Consider the following 17,194-nt stretch of genomic DNA (forward strand, 5'->3'; position numbering starts at 1 on the left):
AGAGCCTTCCTCACACCGTGTCCGGTTTCGGTGCCTTCCGTGCCTGACAGGTGAGAGCCTGGCGCATCCCGCGCCCACGATTGTCTACCCGGCTCTCAGAAAAGGAACCGGTCATGGCTACCGCGCTACATGCGTTCACCAACCACGAGTTCGGTACGATCCGAACCATCACCTCGGGCGGGCAGGTCCTGTTCTGCGGCAAGGACGTGGCGACCGCCCTCGGCTACGCCAACACGAAAGATGCCCTGGCGCGTCACTGCAAGGGGGTGGTCGTGAATCACTACCCCCTAGAAACGGCTGGCGGCATCCAGCAGGTCAGGTTCATCAGCGAAGGCGACCCGTACCGGCTGATCGTCTCCTCCAAGCTGCCCGCCGCCCGGCAGTTCGAGGCGTGGGTGTTCGACGACGTCCTCCCGTCCATCCGCCTTCACGGCATGTACGCCATCGACGAGCTGCTCAATGATGATTTGTTCCTGGAGCGAGCAATCGCCGCCCTGCGCGCCGAGCGGGCCAAGCGGCTCGCCGCCGAGCAAGCACTGCTGGAGGCGGCACCGAAGGTGTCGTATTACGACGTGATGCTGGTGTCGCCGTCGCTGATCACCACCACCGAGATCGCCAAGGACTACGGCTTGTCGGCGAAGAAGCTCAACCAGATTCTGCGCGAGGAGCAGGTGCAGTTTCACCAGTCCGGGCGCTGGTTCCTCTACGCCAAGTTTGCTGAGCAGGGTTACACCCAGTCCAAGACGCACGAGTACGACGAGGGCAAGACCCGCACCCACATGTACTGGGCGCAGAAAGGCCGCCTGTTCATCTATGACCTGTTGAAGAACACCCGTGGCCTGCCACCGGTGATCGAGCGTGAAAGCGAGGACACCAAATACCCACCACTGCGCTTCTTGATACCGGAATACCGAAGAAGAACGTCGAAGGATACCCCGACCCGACCTGCTACCGCGCGCTGAAAGCGATTCAGCGCGCCGAGTACGGGTGCCGACCGTTGGTTTACATCTGCTCCCCGTATTCCGGCGATGTGGAGGCGAACATCGTGCTTGCCCGCCGGGTCAGCGCGTTCGCGGTGTCAGCACGCCAGATCCCGCTCGCCCCACATCTGCACTACCCGCAGTTCATGGAAAAGACCGCCCCGGACGCCCGCGAGCTGGCCATGTTCTTCAACCGCATCCTGCTGTCGAAATGCGAACAACTATGGGCATACATCGGTCGGGTCAGCGCTGGGATGCGCGCCGAGATCGGCTGGGCACACCAGATGGACATCCCCGATCCGCTTCTTCGATGCCGACTTCCAGGAGGTGCACCCCGCATGACCCCGTTCACCCTATGCGCCGCCACCAGTAGCGGCAATGCGCACAACAACCACTACCCGAACCATCACCAGATCACCGACCAAGCCGGGCTGGAGCAGGTGGCCAGGTTGGATCACGTCGCCACCACCTACACCAACGACCGGCGCTCGTCTGCGAGCTTCATCTCCTCGGAAAACTTATCGTGGTATTTTTTCAGCCGCCTTGTTTTCTTAAGCGGAGTCATCTCTGGATCCGTCAGGATCGATTCCAGCTCCTGCTTCAAACTGTCAATGAAAGGGGGGTCGATGACCTTGTGGATGTTTTCCGGGCTCGTATAGTGCATCCCGCCCTTGGCACGGGTCTCCGGGTTTAGTGTGGACTCAAATACCCCACCAAAGATGGTTGGAGAGATTTTTGACCAGTCGGTGTCACGTGAGATCTCGTTTGCCAGTAAAGAGACAATGTCCTCAGTGAATTGCGGAATCTCAATGTCTTCCTCGCGGAATAATCCGCCGTTCACATAGGGGAACTGCGATAGCTCGTCCGAAATATACGCATCACGATCATCATAGGGAGTATCCAGCACACGAAAGAACTCGATCATCTTTCCCCGCATGTATTCAGTAGGTACCCCAGAGAGATAGCGGTACAACGAATCCTTACCGAAGAGTCCCACATCCTCCGCGAATAAGCAGAATACGAGCCGAACACATAACACGTTGAGAGAATGCCGACTACGTTCGCTCTCCGGATCTATGTATTGAGCAGCCAAACTCTTGTACAGCATGCCAACGAGTTCGCCCGCATGCATAGAAAGCTTGCTGCTCTTTTACCCTGCGGGCTTTTTGTCCTGTGACAATGAAATCTAGGAGATGAAACTGCTCTGGCAGCTCCTCCAGCGAGAACTCAACGTAGTTCTCTGCCGGACGCTCTTGGTCTAGATCATGGATGCGGAAATGGGAGAAGTTCGAAACACTGATGTAGTCAGGCCGGTTCGAGTTCTTCATCTCGTCGGCGTATGCCTTAGCCTGTTCGAACGGGGTTACCAAGCGCCCCTGGCGCATTTCTGGCTTACCCAGATTAACCCCCAGAGCTTTCTGCTCAATCAGTGTTTTCGCTGAGGGAATATGGGCATCAATAAAGCCTCCAGTGCTCACTCGCTCTTCGAAATGCACCGCCGTGACGACATCTTCTAGGCCTACTACCTGCGATAGGAGCTGAATCCAGAAAGAAGCTGTATCTCCTTTTTCATAGCCACGCCCTGACCACGTTGCTACAAATGACCGCGCGGCATCCGCACGCTCCAGTCTTTGTTCAACCGCGCTCTTAACTTTGCTATTTCTGGTGGCTGCTGCCATAGAGCTTATGGTACCGACCGTACCCACCGAACTACAGCGGAATTGAAAGATTTCGGCGACCACAAAGCGTCGACAAGCCTCAAAAGCTGCCCGAGCCACGGACATCAGTTTCTTAAATCCGCAACCCGACTGTGTACTTGCGATTGGCCCCGCTCCCGAAATACACCGCAACAAGCTAACCCATCGCCAGACCTGAGTAAAAGCCGAATAAAAAATTCCGGACCCCTCAATGGGATCCGGAATGTGTACGTTGTTTTGTGCCCTAAGGGTTACTTCGCGGACTCAATGAACAGAGCCTGGGCGATGCCCTGGAGGGTCGCTGCCACCTTGACAGCCTCCCACACCTGGGCCTCCTTGAGGCCCTCCTCACGCACGGTGTGCTCGTGGGCGGCGGTGCAGCGGCCGCAGCCGTTGATCACGGAGACGGCGATGTTCCACAGCTCAAAGTCAACCTTGTCCACGCCGGGCTTGGCCATGCCGTTTTGGCGCAGGCCCATGCGGATGGTGGCGTACTCGTCCGGGAGGAACTCCTGGGCGCGGTAGGCAATGTTGTTCATGCCCATGATGGAGGCGGACATGGAGGCGGCGTTCATAGCCTCCTCGGACAGGTGCTCCGCTGCCTCCTCACGGATTTCCTTGAACACCTGGGCGTTGCGGGTAGCGGCTGCCGCTGCCAGCATGGAACCCCATAGCTGCTGCTCGGAAAGTTCCTTGGAACGGGTCAGCGAGCTGAGGTTCAGCTTGAGATCCTTCGCGTACTCGGGCAGCGCGTTCTTGAGGTTTTCGATTGCCATATTTTTACTTCAGCTCTTCCTTCAGGACGTCCATCTTGTCAATGTTCTTGGTCGGGTCGTTGGCCTCCCAGTTGCAGGCACAAACTTCCTCAGACTGGAGGGCGTCGAGGACACGGAGAACCTCGTCGACGTTGCGGCCCACGGCATCCGGGGTGGCGGACACGAACTGGATAATGCCGTCCGGGTCAATAATGAAGGTTGCTCGGTCAGCAACACCGTCAGCGTTCTCCACACCAAGAGCACGGATGAGCTCGTGCTTGATATCGGAGACCATGGGGAACGGAATGGACTTCAGATCCTTGTGGGTTGCGCGCCACTGGAAGTGTGCGAACTCGTTATCGATGGAGCCACCGATGATCTGCGCATCGCGGTCCTGGAACTCCTCATCCAACTCGCCGAAGGCTGCGATCTCGGTGGGGCAGACGAAGGTGAAGTCCTTGGGGTAGAAGAAGAATACAAGCCACTTCCCACGGAAGGAGTCATTGGAAATCTCCTCAAAGTAATCCTCCGGCTTCTGGGCGTTAACGTCGTGCAGATCGCCACCCTTAAGCGCAGTGAGCTTGAACTCTGGGAACTTATCGCCGATGGTCAGAAGTGCCATGATTTGTCTCCTCTGTTAGAAACTAGACCTGCGGAGAGTGTTTTCTCCGTCACAACCCTTTATACACACAAATTTGACCACCGTCAAGAGGTAGCCGGTATTACTAATTTTCTTTTCATCGTTTTTCGCTATTTGTAAGGCGGTACCCTTAAGTCATGAAGCTGCCACCCCTCCCCCGCTCATCGGATTCACCGCTAACTCAGCAGTTCTTCGTCTCCTCACTCCTTGTGCTTGCCGACGATCCGACATGCTCCCCGACTGACCGCACCGAGATCGCCAACTCACTTCTACGCGCTATATCAGGCCTTCGCCTCACTAACAATCAAGTTCGCAGCGTCGCCTTGTCAGAACTCCTCAAGCGCAACGATATTCTCCCCCTCAACCTCTGCGGAGCCGATCTGCGCCAAATTGCTATAGAGGCTCCCGTCATGGATGGGATTGATTGCCGAAATATGTGGGCTGACTACCTCATCTTGTCGCACGCCACCGTCACTCGTTGCAACTTCTCGGGCACCAAATTTTACAACGGGGTACTAACCGGCACCTACATAGACTGCGATTTCACTAAAACAGATTTTCTCGCCTTAGGTATTACCAAACGTTCTACCTTTTTCAATTGCTCATTTTTAGGTTCGACGTTCGATATGACTAGCTTCGGACCAGCTACGGTGCGCAACTGTGCTTTTGACGCTGATCCCAAGCCTAAGGTTGAGACTACATCCGCCCAGAAAAACACCACAGAACACTATAATAAGTGGTGAAGTCACTTGAAACGGAGACACAAATGCGGCTCGGCCAAACAACGGAACAGTCCTTGAGTACCAACCTAATATTTCTAGCCACGTTGGTTTGTACTTTGAGCCTTTCCTGATGTTCACCATTTCAACATGCACCGCACAAGCCCGCATCCCATCATCAACGACCACACCGGATGACTATGTCAGCGACCGTTTCTCCCCAACCCCAAGCGAGCAACTGGAAGAGCTACAGCACAATCGTCCGGACCTCTTGATAAAACACAAAAGACAAGTGGAACAAATTAGCCCAGAAATCCCAACAAATCCCACCATACGTTTGGCAAACCGCAGCCCAGGGTGTAAATCATTTGCACCTGCTCATAAATCAGTTTGCGGGGAGATCCACAACCATTACCAAGCTATCGGCGCGGAGCACTCCTGGCTCGGACCTCCAATTTCCGACGAGCTGACCAACCCTGACACATCGGGGAAACGCTCGGAATTCATAAATGGTTTTATTTACTTGGTGCACTGCCAACCCTTTTAATCGGGGCCTAGAGTACAAGTCTCCTCCCTGCCCGGAATATGTCAACACAACAAAAAGATTCGGAGATCTACTTCCGTAGGTGTAGGTAACCAATGTCCCCCAGTATTTTGAATCCAATCGATGGATTTACATTTTCACTAGATAAGATAGACAAGCAATTCGTTGACACCATTTTTTGTCGTCTGGACACAATCGCTAATCAAAGTAATCTCACCCCGCCCGCTGCCTCAAGACTCATCAGCCCATATGCTCACCTCCTATTGCAAATCACGAAAGATAGATCGATTGCGAGCCCGGTAAGAAACTACATTTTCGCGGAGCTCGGATCCCGCATTCTGACATCAGTTCCCGGCTTTGGCCCGTATGACGGGTGGCGGGACAATGGGTTTAGTATCGCGATAGATACAGCACTGAATTTTCATTTCATACGTGATCACATCACAGCACACATCGACTTTGAATTTGCTTTGTTGGACCACGCCATTTTGAACGACGCGTGCATTTCGGAGACGTCTTTCTACTTCGCTCGGCTCGAAAAGGCACGGTTGGTAAACGTAGATGCTCACCGAACATACTTTGAAAATGCTCAGTTAGCTGGAGCAATCCTCTCCGGTGATTTTTCCGAATGTCGCTTTGTGGGTGCCGATGCACCGGGGGCGTTTTTCACTGGAAATTTCACCCACTCAAACTGGATGGGGGCAAACCTCAGAGATGCTTCATTCATTGATTGCGATTTAACAGAGGCAAGTTTCAATCCTGCAGAGCAACGCGGAATTTCATTTACGAGCTCCCCGCACTAAACGGGAGCTTCCGTTTCTTTATTTCGTGATAGATGAGGCTCCACCTCAGCGCAGCGGAAGATTCAGTAAATACCGCAAGCTAGTACTTTAAAATACCCGTCCTAGTCCTCGTTACTGAAGACCATAAAGAGCTCTTTTCTTCCACCGACTCCCCAACTACAACTCCACATTTCGTTCCATTGTCACCCATCATGCTGCGTGTTCCCTTTCGCTAGCTCCATAGGTGGTAGCAAGTAGTTCTTCAAGACTGCCAGTTCGAGTGTCACTCACAACCCGATACACCGAAAGAAGAAGAACATGGACATTTCCCTCATCGATTCAGCCGTTCATTTAGCGCTCCTGGAGTTTATTCTGTTAAAACTCTGGCGGGCCCAAGATCAACGGAACTAACCCAAGCAACGGTTTTTTTGGTGTCCGCACCACCGCAACAAAGAAAAGTGATGCCGCGTAGGATGCCGGACACACAGTAGCCCCACTGAACATGCACGTTGTTGGGTATCGGCACATCGTTGTCGCTCTACTACTCACGTTGATAGTCATTTCAGCAACACCGCTGATTTATCGATTCTTTCCACCGTATACGCCATCACCAGTGGTGACTTCATCTACTGCGCGATCCTCGCGCATCCCGCAGCCAAACAAGTAGATGACGAGGCTTAGCTACATCACCACACCACAATCAACCTAGTTTTCTTAGCTTTTTCAAAACTAAACAAGGCCTGAGAATCACCTGCCCGTCGGTGGCGCAGGCTAAACTGCGCACAGCCTCCCCCGCCACAACCCGGGCCAGCGCTCGTCCGGAGTGAAACACACTGGAGTGTTGGGAATCCATGTGAGGCTTGTGATGTCATCACAGATCTTGGCGTTACTGGGGAGGGTGACAACCTTGAGCAGTGAAGAACGCGCGTCTCGGAAATAGACTACCTTGTCAGCATCGTTATTTTTTAGGTCGCGGGCCTGTCGCGCGGAGATACCGAGCGCCCGCGAAGCATCGGAGTTGCTCTGGTACCCGCATTGCACGGCGATCTCGGTGGCGTTCAAGTGATAGATCTCCGCGAGGTTCACGGCCACCGGTGGGTTCTCGGCCGACGCCCGAGTCAGAGCTTGCTTCAGAGGATCCGCGTTCCACAGCCAAACAACGCAAAAGATAACAAACAGTGTGAGCCCGCCGAGGAAGGCGAGTAAGGGTCGAGGAATCCTTGTCACACTCATCATCGTAGCTGAGGCATAAAGAGGTGCTCCCACCTTAAAAGATGGGAGCACGTAGAAGGTGGGAGCACGTAGAAGGTGGAGGCGAACTACTCGTCGCCCTCGCTTGCCTGAGCGTGGTCGCCGGACTCGGCGGGGGCCTCATCCTCAACGCCCGGCAGCGGCTTTGGCTTCGGGGTGAAGGTGAAGGTGGCCTTGTCCGTGTCCTCAGACTCACCGTCCCAGCCGTCGACGTCGACGGTGACGATCTCGCCGGCACCGACCTCGCCAAAGAGGATCTTCTCGGAGAGCGCATCCTCGATCTCACGCTGAATGGTGCGGCGCAGCGGGCGGGCACCGAGCACCGGGTCGAAACCGCGCTTGGCCAGAAGGTTCTTGGCCTTCTCGGTGATCTCCAAGCCCATGTCCTTCTCCCGCAACATCTTGGCCACGCGTGCGGTGAGGAGGTCGACCATCTGCACGATCTGGTCGCGGGTGAGCTGCTTGAACACCACAATCTCATCGATACGGTTCAGGAACTCGGGGCGGAAGTGCTTCTTCAGCTCGTCGGTAACCTTGTCCTTCATCCGCTCGTACTTGGCGTCGTCGTCCGTCTCGTTGTTGGCGGTGAAGCCCATGCCCACAGCCTTGGAGATATCCTGCGTTCCGAGGTTGGAGGTGAAGATCAAGACGGTGTTCTTGAAGTCCACCACGCGTCCCTGGCCGTCGGTAAGCCTGCCTTCCTCGAGGACCTGCAACAGGGTGTTGTAGATCTCCTTGTGTGCCTTCTCAATTTCGTCGAAAAGCACCACAGAGAAGGGCTTGCGACGAACCTTCTCGGTGAGCTGACCACCCTCGTCGTAGCCGACGTATCCGGGGGGAGCACCGAACAGGCGCGAGGCCGTGAACTTGTCGTGGAACTCGCCCATGTCGATCTGGATGAGCGAGTCATCGTCACCGAACAGGAACTCAGCGAGGGCCTTGGACAGCTCCGTCTTACCCACACCGGACGGACCAGCGAAGATGAAGGAGCCGGACGGGCGGTTCGGATCCTTGAGGCCGGCACGGGTGCGCCTGATGGCGCGGGAGACGGCCTTGACTGCGTCCTCCTGGCCGATGATGCGCTTGTGCAGCTCGTCCTCCATGTGGATGAGGCGGGAGGATTCCTCCTCGGTGAGCTTGAACACGGGGATACCGGTCCAGTTGGCCAGCACCTCGGCGATCTGCTCCTCGCCTACCTCGGCGATTTCCTGCAGCTCACCATTGCGCCACTGCTTTTCCTTCTCGGCGCGCTCCTCGGTGAGCTTGCGCTCGTTATCGCGAAGACCCGCGGCCTTTTCAAAGTCCTGAGCGTCGATGGCGGCTTCCTTCTCGCCGCGCACCTTGGCAATCCGCTCGTCGATCTCGCGCAGGCCCTCCGGCGCCGTCATCCGCTTGATGCGCATGCGGGCACCAGCCTCATCGATGAGGTCAACGGCCTTATCCGGGAGGAAACGGTCGTTGATGTAGCGATCCGACAGGCTGGCGGCGGCAGCGAGTGCACCGTCGGTGATGGACACGCGGTGGTGCGCCTCGTAGCGGTCGCGCAGGCCCTTCAGGATCTGGATGGTGTCCTCGACGGACGGCTCCGGCACGTTGACTGGCTGGAAACGACGCTCGAGTGCGGCATCCTTCTCGATGTGCTTGCGGTACTCATCCAGCGTGGTCGCGCCGATGGTCTGCAGCTCACCGCGGGCGAGCTTCGGCTTCAGCAGCGAAGCAGCGTCGATCGCGCCCTCGGCGGCACCCGCACCAACAATGGTGTGGATCTCGTCGATGAACAGGATGATGTCACCACGCTGGTTGATCTCCTTGAGCACCTTCTTCAGGCGCTCCTCAAAGTCACCACGGTAACGGGAACCCGCAACGAGGGAGCCGAGATCCAGCGAGTACAGCTGCTTATCACGCAGCGTTTCCGGAACACGGCCGTTGACGATGTCGAGCGCCAAGCCCTCGACCACGGCCGTCTTGCCGACGCCCGGCTCACCGATAAGCACCGGGTTGTTCTTGGTACGGCGGGAGAGCACCTGCATGATGCGCTCGATTTCCTTCTCACGCCCCACAACCGGGTCCAGCTTGCCGTCCTTGGCCAGCTGCGTGAGGTTTCGGCCGAACTTATCCAGCGTCAGCGAGTTGGAGCGCTCACCGGGGCCGCCCATCTGGCGTCCACCGAACGCGCCACCACCGGGGGCAGCACCCGCACCCGCGAGTCCGCTACCCTCTGGTGCCTCGCCACCCTGCTGGCCTTCGTAGCCGGACAGAAGCTGAATCACCGTCTGGCGCACACGCGGCAGATCCGCGCCGAGCTTCACCAGCACACGTGCAGCAACACCTTCACCCTCGCGAACGAGGCCGAGGAGCAGGAACTCGGTGCCGATGTACTTGTGCCCCATCTGGAGGCCTTCGCGCAGGGACAGCTCGAGCACCTTCTTGGCGCGCGGCGTAAACGGAATATGCCCGCTCGGCGGCTGCGAGCCGGGGCCGATGAGCTCCTCTACTTCCTTGCGCACATCCTCAAGCGAAATACCCATGGATTCGAGGGCCTTGGCGGCCACGCCTTCGCCCTCGTGGATGAGGCCGAGCAGGATGTGCTCGGTGCCGATGTAATTGTGGTTGAGCATCCGCGCTTCTTCCTGCGCGAGCACAATGACTCGGCGGGCGCGGTCCGTAAACCGTTCGAACACTTATGTTTCCCCTTCGCGTGTACTACTACCTTTATCTAACTGCTACCCACCTTAACCGTTCGCCGCCCCAGATTATTTTCCATTTTCCCCTAAATTTCCCATTCCCCCAGTTCAGTGGGGTGTACGCCGGTAGCGAACGAGGCACTTGCCCCCGACCTAGCTATGGACGCAGCGCATGAAGCGGAAAGGTAAATGTCCCGTCTTTCAATTGCAATATTGGTCCATTACCGGTCACGACAGCTTTAAACGCAGGCGGATTCTTGTCAATCTGATCAACGGCCAAAGAAAGTCTTTCTGCCCCGTATTCGATTTGGTTGAGTCCAAGCTTCACTTCTATGGCAGCCCAAGCCCCGTTTTCTAATTCGATCACACAATCGATCTCATGATTATTGGAATCTCGGTAGTACCCCACACTGCCTTCCAGCGCCTGCGCAAACACGGCAAGATCGTGGATCACCGCTGACTCAAATAGGAAGCCCGTCGTCTCCATATCTGCCAATAATGCCTCTTCATCAGCATGAAGTGCAGCTGCAGCAAGCGCCGGATCAGCTAAAACAAACTTAGATGATTTGCGCAGTACCGCCCGTGACCGTAGCTGCGTACGCATCGCAGGAACGCTTTCCACCACGTACATCCGCTCGAGTAACTCAATCAGACGTTGCACTCCTTTCACGGAAATTTCCACATCAACATTGCGGAGATCCTTTCGGAGTGTCTCCCAACTAACACTGGTGGAGACATGCCTACTCAGCGAAGCTAGAAGTGCTCTGATTGAGTGGGGATCGTGACGCACATCCGCCAACCTCTGAATATCGACCTCTGAAATATCTTGAATGTACCCCTCCAGCATTCTTCTTCGCGCCGATGGTTCCATCAGAACCATGTTCGGAAACCCCGGCGTTAACAGTTGGCTAATCACATCTGTAATCGCGGAGCTGGAGGTGTCAGCTTTAACCCCCTCTCCTGCAAACAACCCGCGGAGGGAAACCTCGCCGCCATCATCAGGAGATTTTTCACCCCTATTTTCGCGCAACAATGATTTTTCAAATCCGGTCATCGTGCGCTGCCTCAGATGGATGAACCGTCCTGCACCCGAATGCCGTCGCACATCATCATTTGGAACCGCAGACCCCGTGAGAATGAAAGAGCCGTAGCTTCCACCAAAGTCTATTCTTCGCCTAACTACGTTCCACAGGGCCGGGTAAAGCTGCCATTCGTCCAGCAATCGCGGATTTTCACCTTCGGTCAGAAGTGACAGATCGGTTGCCGCCAGCAGTTCTGTCTCGGGAGAGTCCAAGAAAGCGGCAGAGCGTGCGAAATTCAGGCCCGTCATTGTCTTTCCGCATCCCCTCGGCCCTTCAATGACGATGGCAGGCACCGTCTTAATGAGGTTTTCGACCTCTCTATCAATCACACGTCGGCTGTAATCTACACCGGTAAATTCCTTCACATCCATGCGGTCAAATATAGCGCGTTTACGAGCGGAAATAAACCCTACTTCCGGATTTGTGGCGGTTCTACTTCCGGATTTGTGGCGGTTCTACTTCCGGATTTGTGGCGGTCCTACTTCCGGATTTGTGGCGGTCCTACTTCCGGATTTGTGGCGGTTCTACTTCCGGATTTGTGGATTTTTTCTCAATATTTCGTATGAGAGATGGTTTCTCCATCACCCTTCTGTTCGATACCTGACCGTTCCGCGTGACTGCCTCGTCTAGTCTCGGTTCCATGAGTTCCCTTCCGCATAGCTACATCATGCTTTTCGACGCGGTCCATGATGCTGCGACCACACTTTCCACCCGCCTTCTGCGCCGCGCCGCCGTTGAGACCAACCACGCCACCGCGCTGTTTCTACGTCAGAAGGCACTTGCTTTTCGACGCTTTTACCTCGACCTTAACTGCGACGATCCGAAAGAAATTCAGTCTGCGGCCCACATCCTTTCGGCCGAACTGGAAAAGGAGATGAGCGAGTAATGACCGCACTTTCTCCACAGGACTTTGCCACTACCGATGAGCATAAGCGCACGATGCTTGATACCGCGTGGGACCTTGTCTCCGCTGACCAAGTACCAGCGGACGAACCGGTTCTAACCTACGTGTCCGCCCAATCTGCCGCTGGCAAGAGCCACATGGTGAGCAGACTGCAGCGCACCCGCCCGGGCGTGGTGGTCGATTCCGACGAGATCCGGCTGCTCCACCCCCGTCTCGACGAGATTGTGGACGCCGATGAGATGCGGATGGATGTGCTATCCAATGAACCAGTCGGTTTCGTCTTCGCTGGCATCCTCGAAAGATGCCGCGAAAACCGGTTTAACGCCTATCTGGAAAACACGCTTACTAACACGGCGACTGTTAAGCGCACGGTGTGCGACTTCGTCGCTGATGGTTACTCCATCGTCGTGGAACTCGTTGCCACTCCCGGTGAGGTCAGCCGCCTCGGCATCGCTCAGCGATACTTTGCCCAAAAGCAGCTCGGACTCCCCTTTCCTAGATGGACAAGCATCGCCGGGCACGACCGCGGCTACAATGCTGTCCCCGATGCCATCCTCCCTCTCGACGATGCCATCGACACCTTTCACGTTTGGCACGACGGGGAACGCGTTGGCACGTTCACCAGTGCAGAGGAGGCCCGTGCATCTTTGCTCCGGTTCCGGCAGCTCGCTGGCGCCCACGGCAACGCGTCATTCCAGGCTGAGCTCCGCGCCACTCTACCCCACATTGCGACCCTCGCGGCGTGTTCAGAAAAAGTTCGCCCCCTCTACGATTACCTGAAGGGGCTTTCGAAGGAGACGAGACGGAAGCTGCCAAACATGCCGAGCACCGCAGTCACGGCAACGCTGATTCCCACAACAATGATCCAGGATTGTGCGATCCGGTCAACGTTGTCAGAGGATAGCCCGCTTTCCACACAGTAGCTGAAGGAATCACCCGGCGCGGAGGACCCCTTGGTGTCTCCCTTGAATCCAGCCCACTCTTCTTCGGTGAAGTCGTGGCCGAGTTTTTCCTTTTCTCTGTCCACCTGCGTCATGCACTGTTGGAACGCCTCAAAGACCTTTGCGTTTTCCGAGCTTTTTTCCTCTGCCACCGCACCGGGTGCTGCTACAACTCCACCGGCTAGTGCGAGGCTCGTAGCCACTGCTGCGGCGATTCCACGAGTTTTCATTTTTCCTTTGCCTTTCATCATGCAATACCCACCAGGACCACGGCGGGCTTTTGCTTCGATACCTGAAAATGTAGCAGCCATCGCCCCTATCTGCGGACTTCGGAGTCAAGGAACGAAAAACGGCCCGGTAGACCTACCGGGCGAAACTTAATTCTCCCCTCGTATCGTGTGCGGAAAAGAAACCTTTACTCTTTCATTTACCTCGGAGCTACGACCGTGGAGACAGCACCGACACCCAAGAGAATGAGGAAAATCAGAAGAGACCAGGATGCTGCTGCTAGCTCAGGATCGTCACTCGCCAGACCCGACTCGAAACACAAAGTGGAGAAATCACCGGGGGCGGAAGAACCTTTAGATCCCATATCCTCCTTAATAGAATCCCAGTTTGCCTCGATCCATTCGTCGCTCCTACCTCCTTTTTCAGCTACTGCCTTCAAAACTGATCCGCACGTCAGAAACGCTGAAGAGGTTTGTCCGGCTTGCTCTCCCCAGGATGGAGTTTCAGCTCCTGCCGTCGGGGCAACAACAGAACCACCAGCAAGGGCTACAGAGAGGACAGTTGCGGAAGCAATCGCTCGAAGCTTCATGGGTTTCTCCTTACAGAAACGTAGAGGTATAGCGCGGCCTTTCCGCGCCGTTTTTCTCACTTTACCAAACCTAACAGCTGCTTTGCAGGCCTTTACCAGTTTACATTTACGCCCCTTTGATTTGTTTACAACCTAAATGCAACTATCTCTACAGCATAAACAACAACAGGCCTGGGAGCTTTTCTCCCAAGCCATCAATTTGCCGGTTCTTGCAGGGTATTTAATTATCGAGGAAGGTTGATGATTCCCTGCTGATCAAGAAGGCTTGCAAGGACACCAGCGAGGCCGAGCGCGCCCGCAAAGATGGCAAGGAGGATACCGATAGCAGGACCTTGCTTCTCCGGGTCCTTTGAAGCTAAAGCTTGTTCCATACACAGGCTGAAAGAATCACCGGGAGCTGACGAGCCGTTGTTGTCCGTGGCCAGCTTGTACGCTTTCCAGCCCTTATCGGCAAGCTTCGTGTCAAGAAATCCGTCAACCTTCTCGCCACCTTTCACAAGATTATCAGTAACATTCATACAGCTTTGAAAACTGTCCGTCCATTCCGTGGCACCCGCTGCAGGGGCGACGGCGGTGCCACCGACGAGAGCAAGAGAAAGTGCGGTTGTAGACGCGAATGCGCGTGTAGAAAACGACATGTTTTTCCTTCCGCGCCTAATTTTTGGCAACCAACAAGTGTCATTGGGTCTGACACCTCAACCGTTTCCTTAGTGTTTAATCCGTAACCGTATCAATCAACCCACTAATCGGAAAAGTTTGCATAATAAAGCCCCTTTCGCCGCTGGGCGAAAGGGGCTTACTCAGCACTCAGGCGTTGCTGGCCACAGTGTCTTAGAGGCCTTATAGGCCCTAGAGCAGGTCCTTCATAACCGGGTCGGCAACGTTGAGGGCGGCCTCGCGGGCGTCCTCTGCCGTCCAGGAATCCAGGGCGTAGGCGGCCATCTGCTGGCAGGTGGACATGTCGTGCAGGCGCAGTGCGGCGCGCACGGCGTTGACCTTCTTCGGCGCCATGGAGAGGCTGGACACGCCGAGGCCCACAAGCACGAGGGCGAGCAGCGGGTCACCGGCGGCCTCACCGCAGACACCGATGTACTTGCCCGTCTTGCTACCGCCGTTGCAGGTCTCCTTGATCATGGAGAGCACGGCCGGCTGCCACGGGGTGAGCAGGTGGGCGAGCTCGCCCTGCATGCGGTCGGCGGCCATCGTGTACTGCGACAGGTCATTGGTGCCGATGGAGGCGAAGTCCACGATGGACAGGACCTGGCGGGAGCGGATAGCCGCAGCCGGGGTTTCCACCATGATGCCCACCTTGGGCAGGCCGTAGCCGCGCGCCTTGGAGGCGAACCACTTGGCCTCATCGACGGTGGCCACCATCGGAGCCATCACCCACAGCTCAGCATTGGTCTTACGGTGAGCGAGGGCAAGTGCTTCCAACTGGTCGTCGAGAAGCTCTTCCTTAGCCTGCGTGAGCCGGATGCCACGGCGACCAAGTGCGGGGTTCTCCTCCTCGCCGAGGTTAGCGAAGCTCAGCGGCTTATCGGCGCCGGCATCGATCGTGCGGACGACGACACGGCGGTCGCCGAAGGCCTCGAGGACCTGCGTGTAGGTCTCCACCTGCTCCTCTACTGTCGGAGCGGAGTCGCGGTCGAGGAAGAGGAATTCGGTGCGGAACAGTCCGGAACCCTCGAGGTCGAAGGTGGCGGCCTTGCGGGCATCGTCGGCGGTGCCGATGTTAGCCAGCAGCTTCACCTTGTGGCCGTCTCGCGTGGAGCCCTCGCCGGAGGAACCGGCCAGTGCGCGGGCGCGACGACGGGAGCGCTCCTCCAGCTCCTGGGTGTCCGTCTCCGTCGGGTTGACGATGACCTCGCCGACACCACCGTCGAGCGCGATGTGCGTGTCCTCCTCGAGGTGCTCTTCCACGCCAACGACCTGGACAGCGGCCGGGATGCCCAGCTGTGCCGCGAGGATCGCCGTGTGGGAGGTGGGGCCACCAGCGGCGGTGACAATACCCAGGACGGTCTCGGGGTTGAGCGTCGCGGTCTCAGCAGGTGCGAGATCATGCGCGACGAGGACGGCGGGCTCGGAGAGCTCGGGAACGCCCGGCTCCGGCAGGCCACGCAGGCGAGCGATCGTGCGGTCGCGGATGTCGTAGAGGTCGGTGACGCGCTCAGCCATGTAGCCACCGATCTTGCGGAGCTTGCCGGCGTAGACCTCGACGGCCTCGTGCACTGCGGCGGTCACACCCATGCCCTTCTTCAGCTGCTTATCGACGCCCTTGACGAGCGCCTTGTCACGCGCAAGCCCGGCGGTGGCGGTAAGAATCGCCTTGGAGGCCTCCGGCGCCTTCTCGGCGCGGGCAGCAAGGCCCTCGGCTACCTGGCTAAAAGCGTCGCGGACGCGCTGGCCGTCAGCCTCTACATCGGTGCACGCCGGTTCGTTGGTATCCACACCTGCAGCAGGGGTAATGCGCACGGCAAGGCCATGGGCGGTGCCGGACGAAACGCCGATACCGTGAAGTACTACGCGATCATTCATGTCGAATCCTTTCCGTCGTACCCAGCCGCGCAACGTGCAGGGTGAGGTACGCGATTTCTTCCTTTGTCAGTTCTGTGTCGAACCGGAGCTCGATGATGGAAACAATCTGCTCCACGCATCCGGCAGCATCCGGATAGAGGGTAAATATATGGTCCGCTAGCTGCGATTTCTCGTCGACAAGCTGGTCACCACGGGCCAACCGCACGAACAGGTACCGCAGGTGCGTAATGAACCGGGCAACGCTCATCGTAGACGAATCCAGCGGGACACCGTAGTGCGAACTGATCACTTCCAGCATCTGCTGAATGACACCGGTCATTTGGTACGTGTAGGAAAGGTCACCACTAGCGAAACCAGCGTTGACCAGGTGAAGGGCAATTGCAACAGACTCTGAATCCGGCAGCTCCACCTCGATCTTCCGATTCACAGCCGCGATGACGGCCTGTGCGAGCCGGTACTCGTCCGGGTACAGATTCTCCACTTCGCTTTTGAGCGGGTAGACCATCGGCTCATGGTCTTTCGCGCGCTGGATCGCAAATCCAAGGTGGTCGGCGAGTGCCGTGATCAGGGTGATCTTGTCTTTCAACTGGCCGACTGGATCGACTTCCTCGAGGGCCTCCGACACGACGGCGATGTGCCGCGCCGGAATAAAGGCCAACATCTCTGCGAGGTGATCGGGGTCGCGACCGTCCGTGGGGACAAAGACTCGTTGGACTTTTTCCTGTGGGACGGTGTCGCCCCGATGCGCCTGGAAGCCAATCCCGCGACCGGTAGCGATCACTTCTCCCGAGGAAGACTTGGCCAGCACGACGTTGTTGTTAAACACACGCAGTATTTTCACTGGCTCACACCTTCCCACATGG

The 17,194-nt window shown here is 56.7% G+C and carries 17 protein-coding genes and 1 pseudogene; 7 read left to right on the forward strand and 11 right to left on the reverse strand.

Annotation, left to right across the window (positions count from 1 at the left end; translation table 11 throughout):
* The first annotated feature begins 113 nt into the window (after window positions 1–113).
* Window positions 114–962 carry a phage antirepressor gene (locus CGLUCO_RS10990; protein WP_005393664.1) on the forward strand — a complete coding sequence of 283 codons (849 nt, stop codon included), beginning with the start codon at window positions 114–116 and terminating at the stop codon, window positions 960–962.
* Between the two features lie 68 nt (window positions 963–1,030).
* Window positions 1,031–1,639: a DUF7768 domain-containing protein gene (locus tag CGLUCO_RS10995; protein WP_232621974.1), complete on the forward strand. Its 609-nt coding sequence runs from the start codon at window positions 1,031–1,033 to the stop codon at window positions 1,637–1,639.
* Between the two features lie 224 nt (window positions 1,640–1,863).
* Here CGLUCO_RS10995 and CGLUCO_RS13075 read toward each other — a convergent pair.
* The 4 genes and pseudogenes from CGLUCO_RS13075 to CGLUCO_RS11010 all read right to left on the reverse strand — a co-directional run.
* Window positions 1,864–2,112: pseudogene (locus CGLUCO_RS13075) on the reverse strand (type IIL restriction-modification enzyme MmeI); the annotation flags it as partial.
* Window positions 2,036–2,659, reverse strand: coding sequence for a type IIL restriction-modification enzyme MmeI (locus CGLUCO_RS11000; RefSeq protein WP_198481473.1), 624 nt, complete (start codon window positions 2,657–2,659; stop codon window positions 2,036–2,038). The pseudogene CGLUCO_RS13075 and the gene CGLUCO_RS11000, both read right to left, overlap by 77 nt.
* Window positions 2,660–2,928: 269 nt before the next feature.
* Window positions 2,929–3,453 (reverse strand): alkylhydroperoxidase, AhpD family, encoded by a 525-nt coding sequence (ahpD, locus tag CGLUCO_RS11005; protein WP_005393661.1) that lies wholly within the window; start codon window positions 3,451–3,453, stop codon window positions 2,929–2,931.
* Between the two features lie 4 nt (window positions 3,454–3,457).
* Window positions 3,458–4,054, reverse strand: a complete 597-nt coding sequence (locus tag CGLUCO_RS11010; RefSeq protein WP_084036520.1) for a peroxiredoxin — start codon at window positions 4,052–4,054, stop codon at window positions 3,458–3,460.
* Between the two features lie 155 nt (window positions 4,055–4,209).
* Here CGLUCO_RS11010 and CGLUCO_RS11015 point away from each other — a divergent pair, with 155 nt between their 5' ends.
* The 3 genes from CGLUCO_RS11015 (at window position 4,210) to CGLUCO_RS11025 (ending at window position 6,138) form a co-directional block, all read left to right on the forward strand.
* On the forward strand, window positions 4,210–4,815 hold the full coding sequence (locus CGLUCO_RS11015; protein ID WP_005388689.1) for a pentapeptide repeat-containing protein: 606 nt from the start codon (window positions 4,210–4,212) through the stop codon (window positions 4,813–4,815).
* Window positions 4,816–4,924: 109 nt separating this feature from the next.
* Window positions 4,925–5,338: an LGFP repeat-containing protein gene (locus CGLUCO_RS11020; protein ID WP_143336907.1), complete on the forward strand. Its 414-nt coding sequence runs from the start codon at window positions 4,925–4,927 to the stop codon at window positions 5,336–5,338.
* A gap of 92 nt (window positions 5,339–5,430) precedes the next feature.
* The gene (locus CGLUCO_RS11025) at window positions 5,431–6,138 is read left to right on the forward strand and encodes a pentapeptide repeat-containing protein (protein ID WP_005393652.1); all 708 of its coding nucleotides are present in this window, start codon (window positions 5,431–5,433) and stop codon (window positions 6,136–6,138) included.
* 750 nt (window positions 6,139–6,888) lie between these two features.
* On the opposite strand, the gene CGLUCO_RS11030 is transcribed toward CGLUCO_RS11025, so the two are convergent.
* From CGLUCO_RS11030 to CGLUCO_RS11040, 3 genes are all read right to left on the reverse strand, one after another.
* Window positions 6,889–7,350 carry a hypothetical protein gene (locus CGLUCO_RS11030; protein WP_232622017.1) on the reverse strand — a complete coding sequence of 154 codons (462 nt, stop codon included), beginning with the start codon at window positions 7,348–7,350 and terminating at the stop codon, window positions 6,889–6,891.
* An 86-nt stretch (window positions 7,351–7,436) separates the two neighbouring features.
* Window positions 7,437–10,049, reverse strand: a complete 2,613-nt coding sequence (locus CGLUCO_RS11035; protein WP_084036518.1) for an ATP-dependent Clp protease ATP-binding subunit — start codon at window positions 10,047–10,049, stop codon at window positions 7,437–7,439.
* A gap of 160 nt (window positions 10,050–10,209) precedes the next feature.
* Window positions 10,210–11,505 carry an ATP-binding protein gene (locus CGLUCO_RS11040; protein ID WP_084036517.1) on the reverse strand — a complete coding sequence of 432 codons (1,296 nt, stop codon included), beginning with the start codon at window positions 11,503–11,505 and terminating at the stop codon, window positions 10,210–10,212.
* A gap of 269 nt (window positions 11,506–11,774) precedes the next feature.
* On the opposite strand from CGLUCO_RS11040, the gene CGLUCO_RS11045 reads away from it, so the two are divergent.
* Together CGLUCO_RS11045 and CGLUCO_RS11050 are read left to right on the forward strand one after the other, a co-directional pair.
* Window positions 11,775–12,020: a hypothetical protein gene (locus tag CGLUCO_RS11045; RefSeq protein WP_084036558.1), complete on the forward strand. Its 246-nt coding sequence runs from the start codon at window positions 11,775–11,777 to the stop codon at window positions 12,018–12,020.
* Window positions 12,020–12,961 carry a zeta toxin family protein gene (locus CGLUCO_RS11050; RefSeq protein WP_232621973.1) on the forward strand — a complete coding sequence of 314 codons (942 nt, stop codon included), beginning with the start codon at window positions 12,020–12,022 and terminating at the stop codon, window positions 12,959–12,961. The genes CGLUCO_RS11045 and CGLUCO_RS11050 overlap by 1 nt, the downstream gene beginning before the upstream one ends.
* Before the next feature lie 445 nt (window positions 12,962–13,406).
* Here the strand turns inward: CGLUCO_RS11050 and CGLUCO_RS11055 are convergent, their stop codons facing one another.
* The 4 genes from CGLUCO_RS11055 to CGLUCO_RS11070 all read right to left on the reverse strand — a co-directional run bounded on the left by CGLUCO_RS11055 (window position 13,407) and on the right by CGLUCO_RS11070 (window position 17,172).
* Entirely contained in the window at window positions 13,407–13,796 is a 390-nt protein-coding gene (locus tag CGLUCO_RS11055) for a hypothetical protein (RefSeq protein ID WP_005393640.1), read from the reverse strand.
* Between the two features lie 224 nt (window positions 13,797–14,020).
* Window positions 14,021–14,434, reverse strand: a complete 414-nt coding sequence (locus CGLUCO_RS11060; RefSeq protein WP_084036515.1) for a hypothetical protein — start codon at window positions 14,432–14,434, stop codon at window positions 14,021–14,023.
* Between the two features lie 211 nt (window positions 14,435–14,645).
* Window positions 14,646–16,331, reverse strand: a complete 1,686-nt coding sequence (gene ptsP, locus CGLUCO_RS11065) for a phosphoenolpyruvate--protein phosphotransferase (protein WP_005393636.1) — start codon at window positions 16,329–16,331, stop codon at window positions 14,646–14,648.
* Window positions 16,324–17,172: a PRD domain-containing protein gene (locus tag CGLUCO_RS11070; RefSeq protein WP_005388667.1), complete on the reverse strand. Its 849-nt coding sequence runs from the start codon at window positions 17,170–17,172 to the stop codon at window positions 16,324–16,326. Before CGLUCO_RS11070 ends, ptsP begins: the two co-directional genes overlap by 8 nt.
* Window positions 17,173–17,194: the final 22 nt, after the last annotated feature.

It is taken from the genome of Corynebacterium glucuronolyticum DSM 44120, assembly GCF_030440595.1.
Classification (GTDB): Bacteria; Actinomycetota; Actinomycetes; order Mycobacteriales; family Mycobacteriaceae; genus Corynebacterium; species Corynebacterium glucuronolyticum.

Bases quoted from the DNA above. Each gene is read 5' to 3' on its own strand.
- CGLUCO_RS11000 (WP_198481473.1), bottom strand. From the start codon at position 2,659: ATGGCAGCAGCCACCAGAAATAGCAAAGTTAAGAGCGCGGTTGAACAA.
- CGLUCO_RS11015 (WP_005388689.1), top strand. From the start codon at position 4,210: ATGAAGCTGCCACCCCTCCCCCGCTCATCGGATTCACCGCTAACTCAG.
- CGLUCO_RS11060 (WP_084036515.1), bottom strand. From the start codon at position 14,434: ATGTCGTTTTCTACACGCGCATTCGCGTCTACAACCGCACTTTCTCTT.
- CGLUCO_RS10990 (WP_005393664.1), top strand. From the start codon at position 114: ATGGCTACCGCGCTACATGCGTTCACCAACCACGAGTTCGGTACGATC.
- CGLUCO_RS11050 (WP_232621973.1), top strand. From the start codon at position 12,020: ATGACCGCACTTTCTCCACAGGACTTTGCCACTACCGATGAGCATAAG.
- CGLUCO_RS11020 (WP_143336907.1), top strand. From the start codon at position 4,925: ATGTTCACCATTTCAACATGCACCGCACAAGCCCGCATCCCATCATCA.
- ahpD (WP_005393661.1), bottom strand. From the start codon at position 3,453: ATGGCAATCGAAAACCTCAAGAACGCGCTGCCCGAGTACGCGAAGGAT.
- CGLUCO_RS11040 (WP_084036517.1), bottom strand. From the start codon at position 11,505: ATGGATGTGAAGGAATTTACCGGTGTAGATTACAGCCGACGTGTGATT.
- ptsP (WP_005393636.1), bottom strand. From the start codon at position 16,331: ATGAATGATCGCGTAGTACTTCACGGTATCGGCGTTTCGTCCGGCACC.
- CGLUCO_RS11055 (WP_005393640.1), bottom strand. From the start codon at position 13,796: ATGAAGCTTCGAGCGATTGCTTCCGCAACTGTCCTCTCTGTAGCCCTT.
- CGLUCO_RS11025 (WP_005393652.1), top strand. From the start codon at position 5,431: ATGTCCCCCAGTATTTTGAATCCAATCGATGGATTTACATTTTCACTA.
- CGLUCO_RS11030 (WP_232622017.1), bottom strand. From the start codon at position 7,350: ATGAGTGTGACAAGGATTCCTCGACCCTTACTCGCCTTCCTCGGCGGG.
- CGLUCO_RS11045 (WP_084036558.1), top strand. From the start codon at position 11,775: ATGAGTTCCCTTCCGCATAGCTACATCATGCTTTTCGACGCGGTCCAT.
- CGLUCO_RS11010 (WP_084036520.1), bottom strand. From the start codon at position 4,054: ATGGCACTTCTGACCATCGGCGATAAGTTCCCAGAGTTCAAGCTCACT.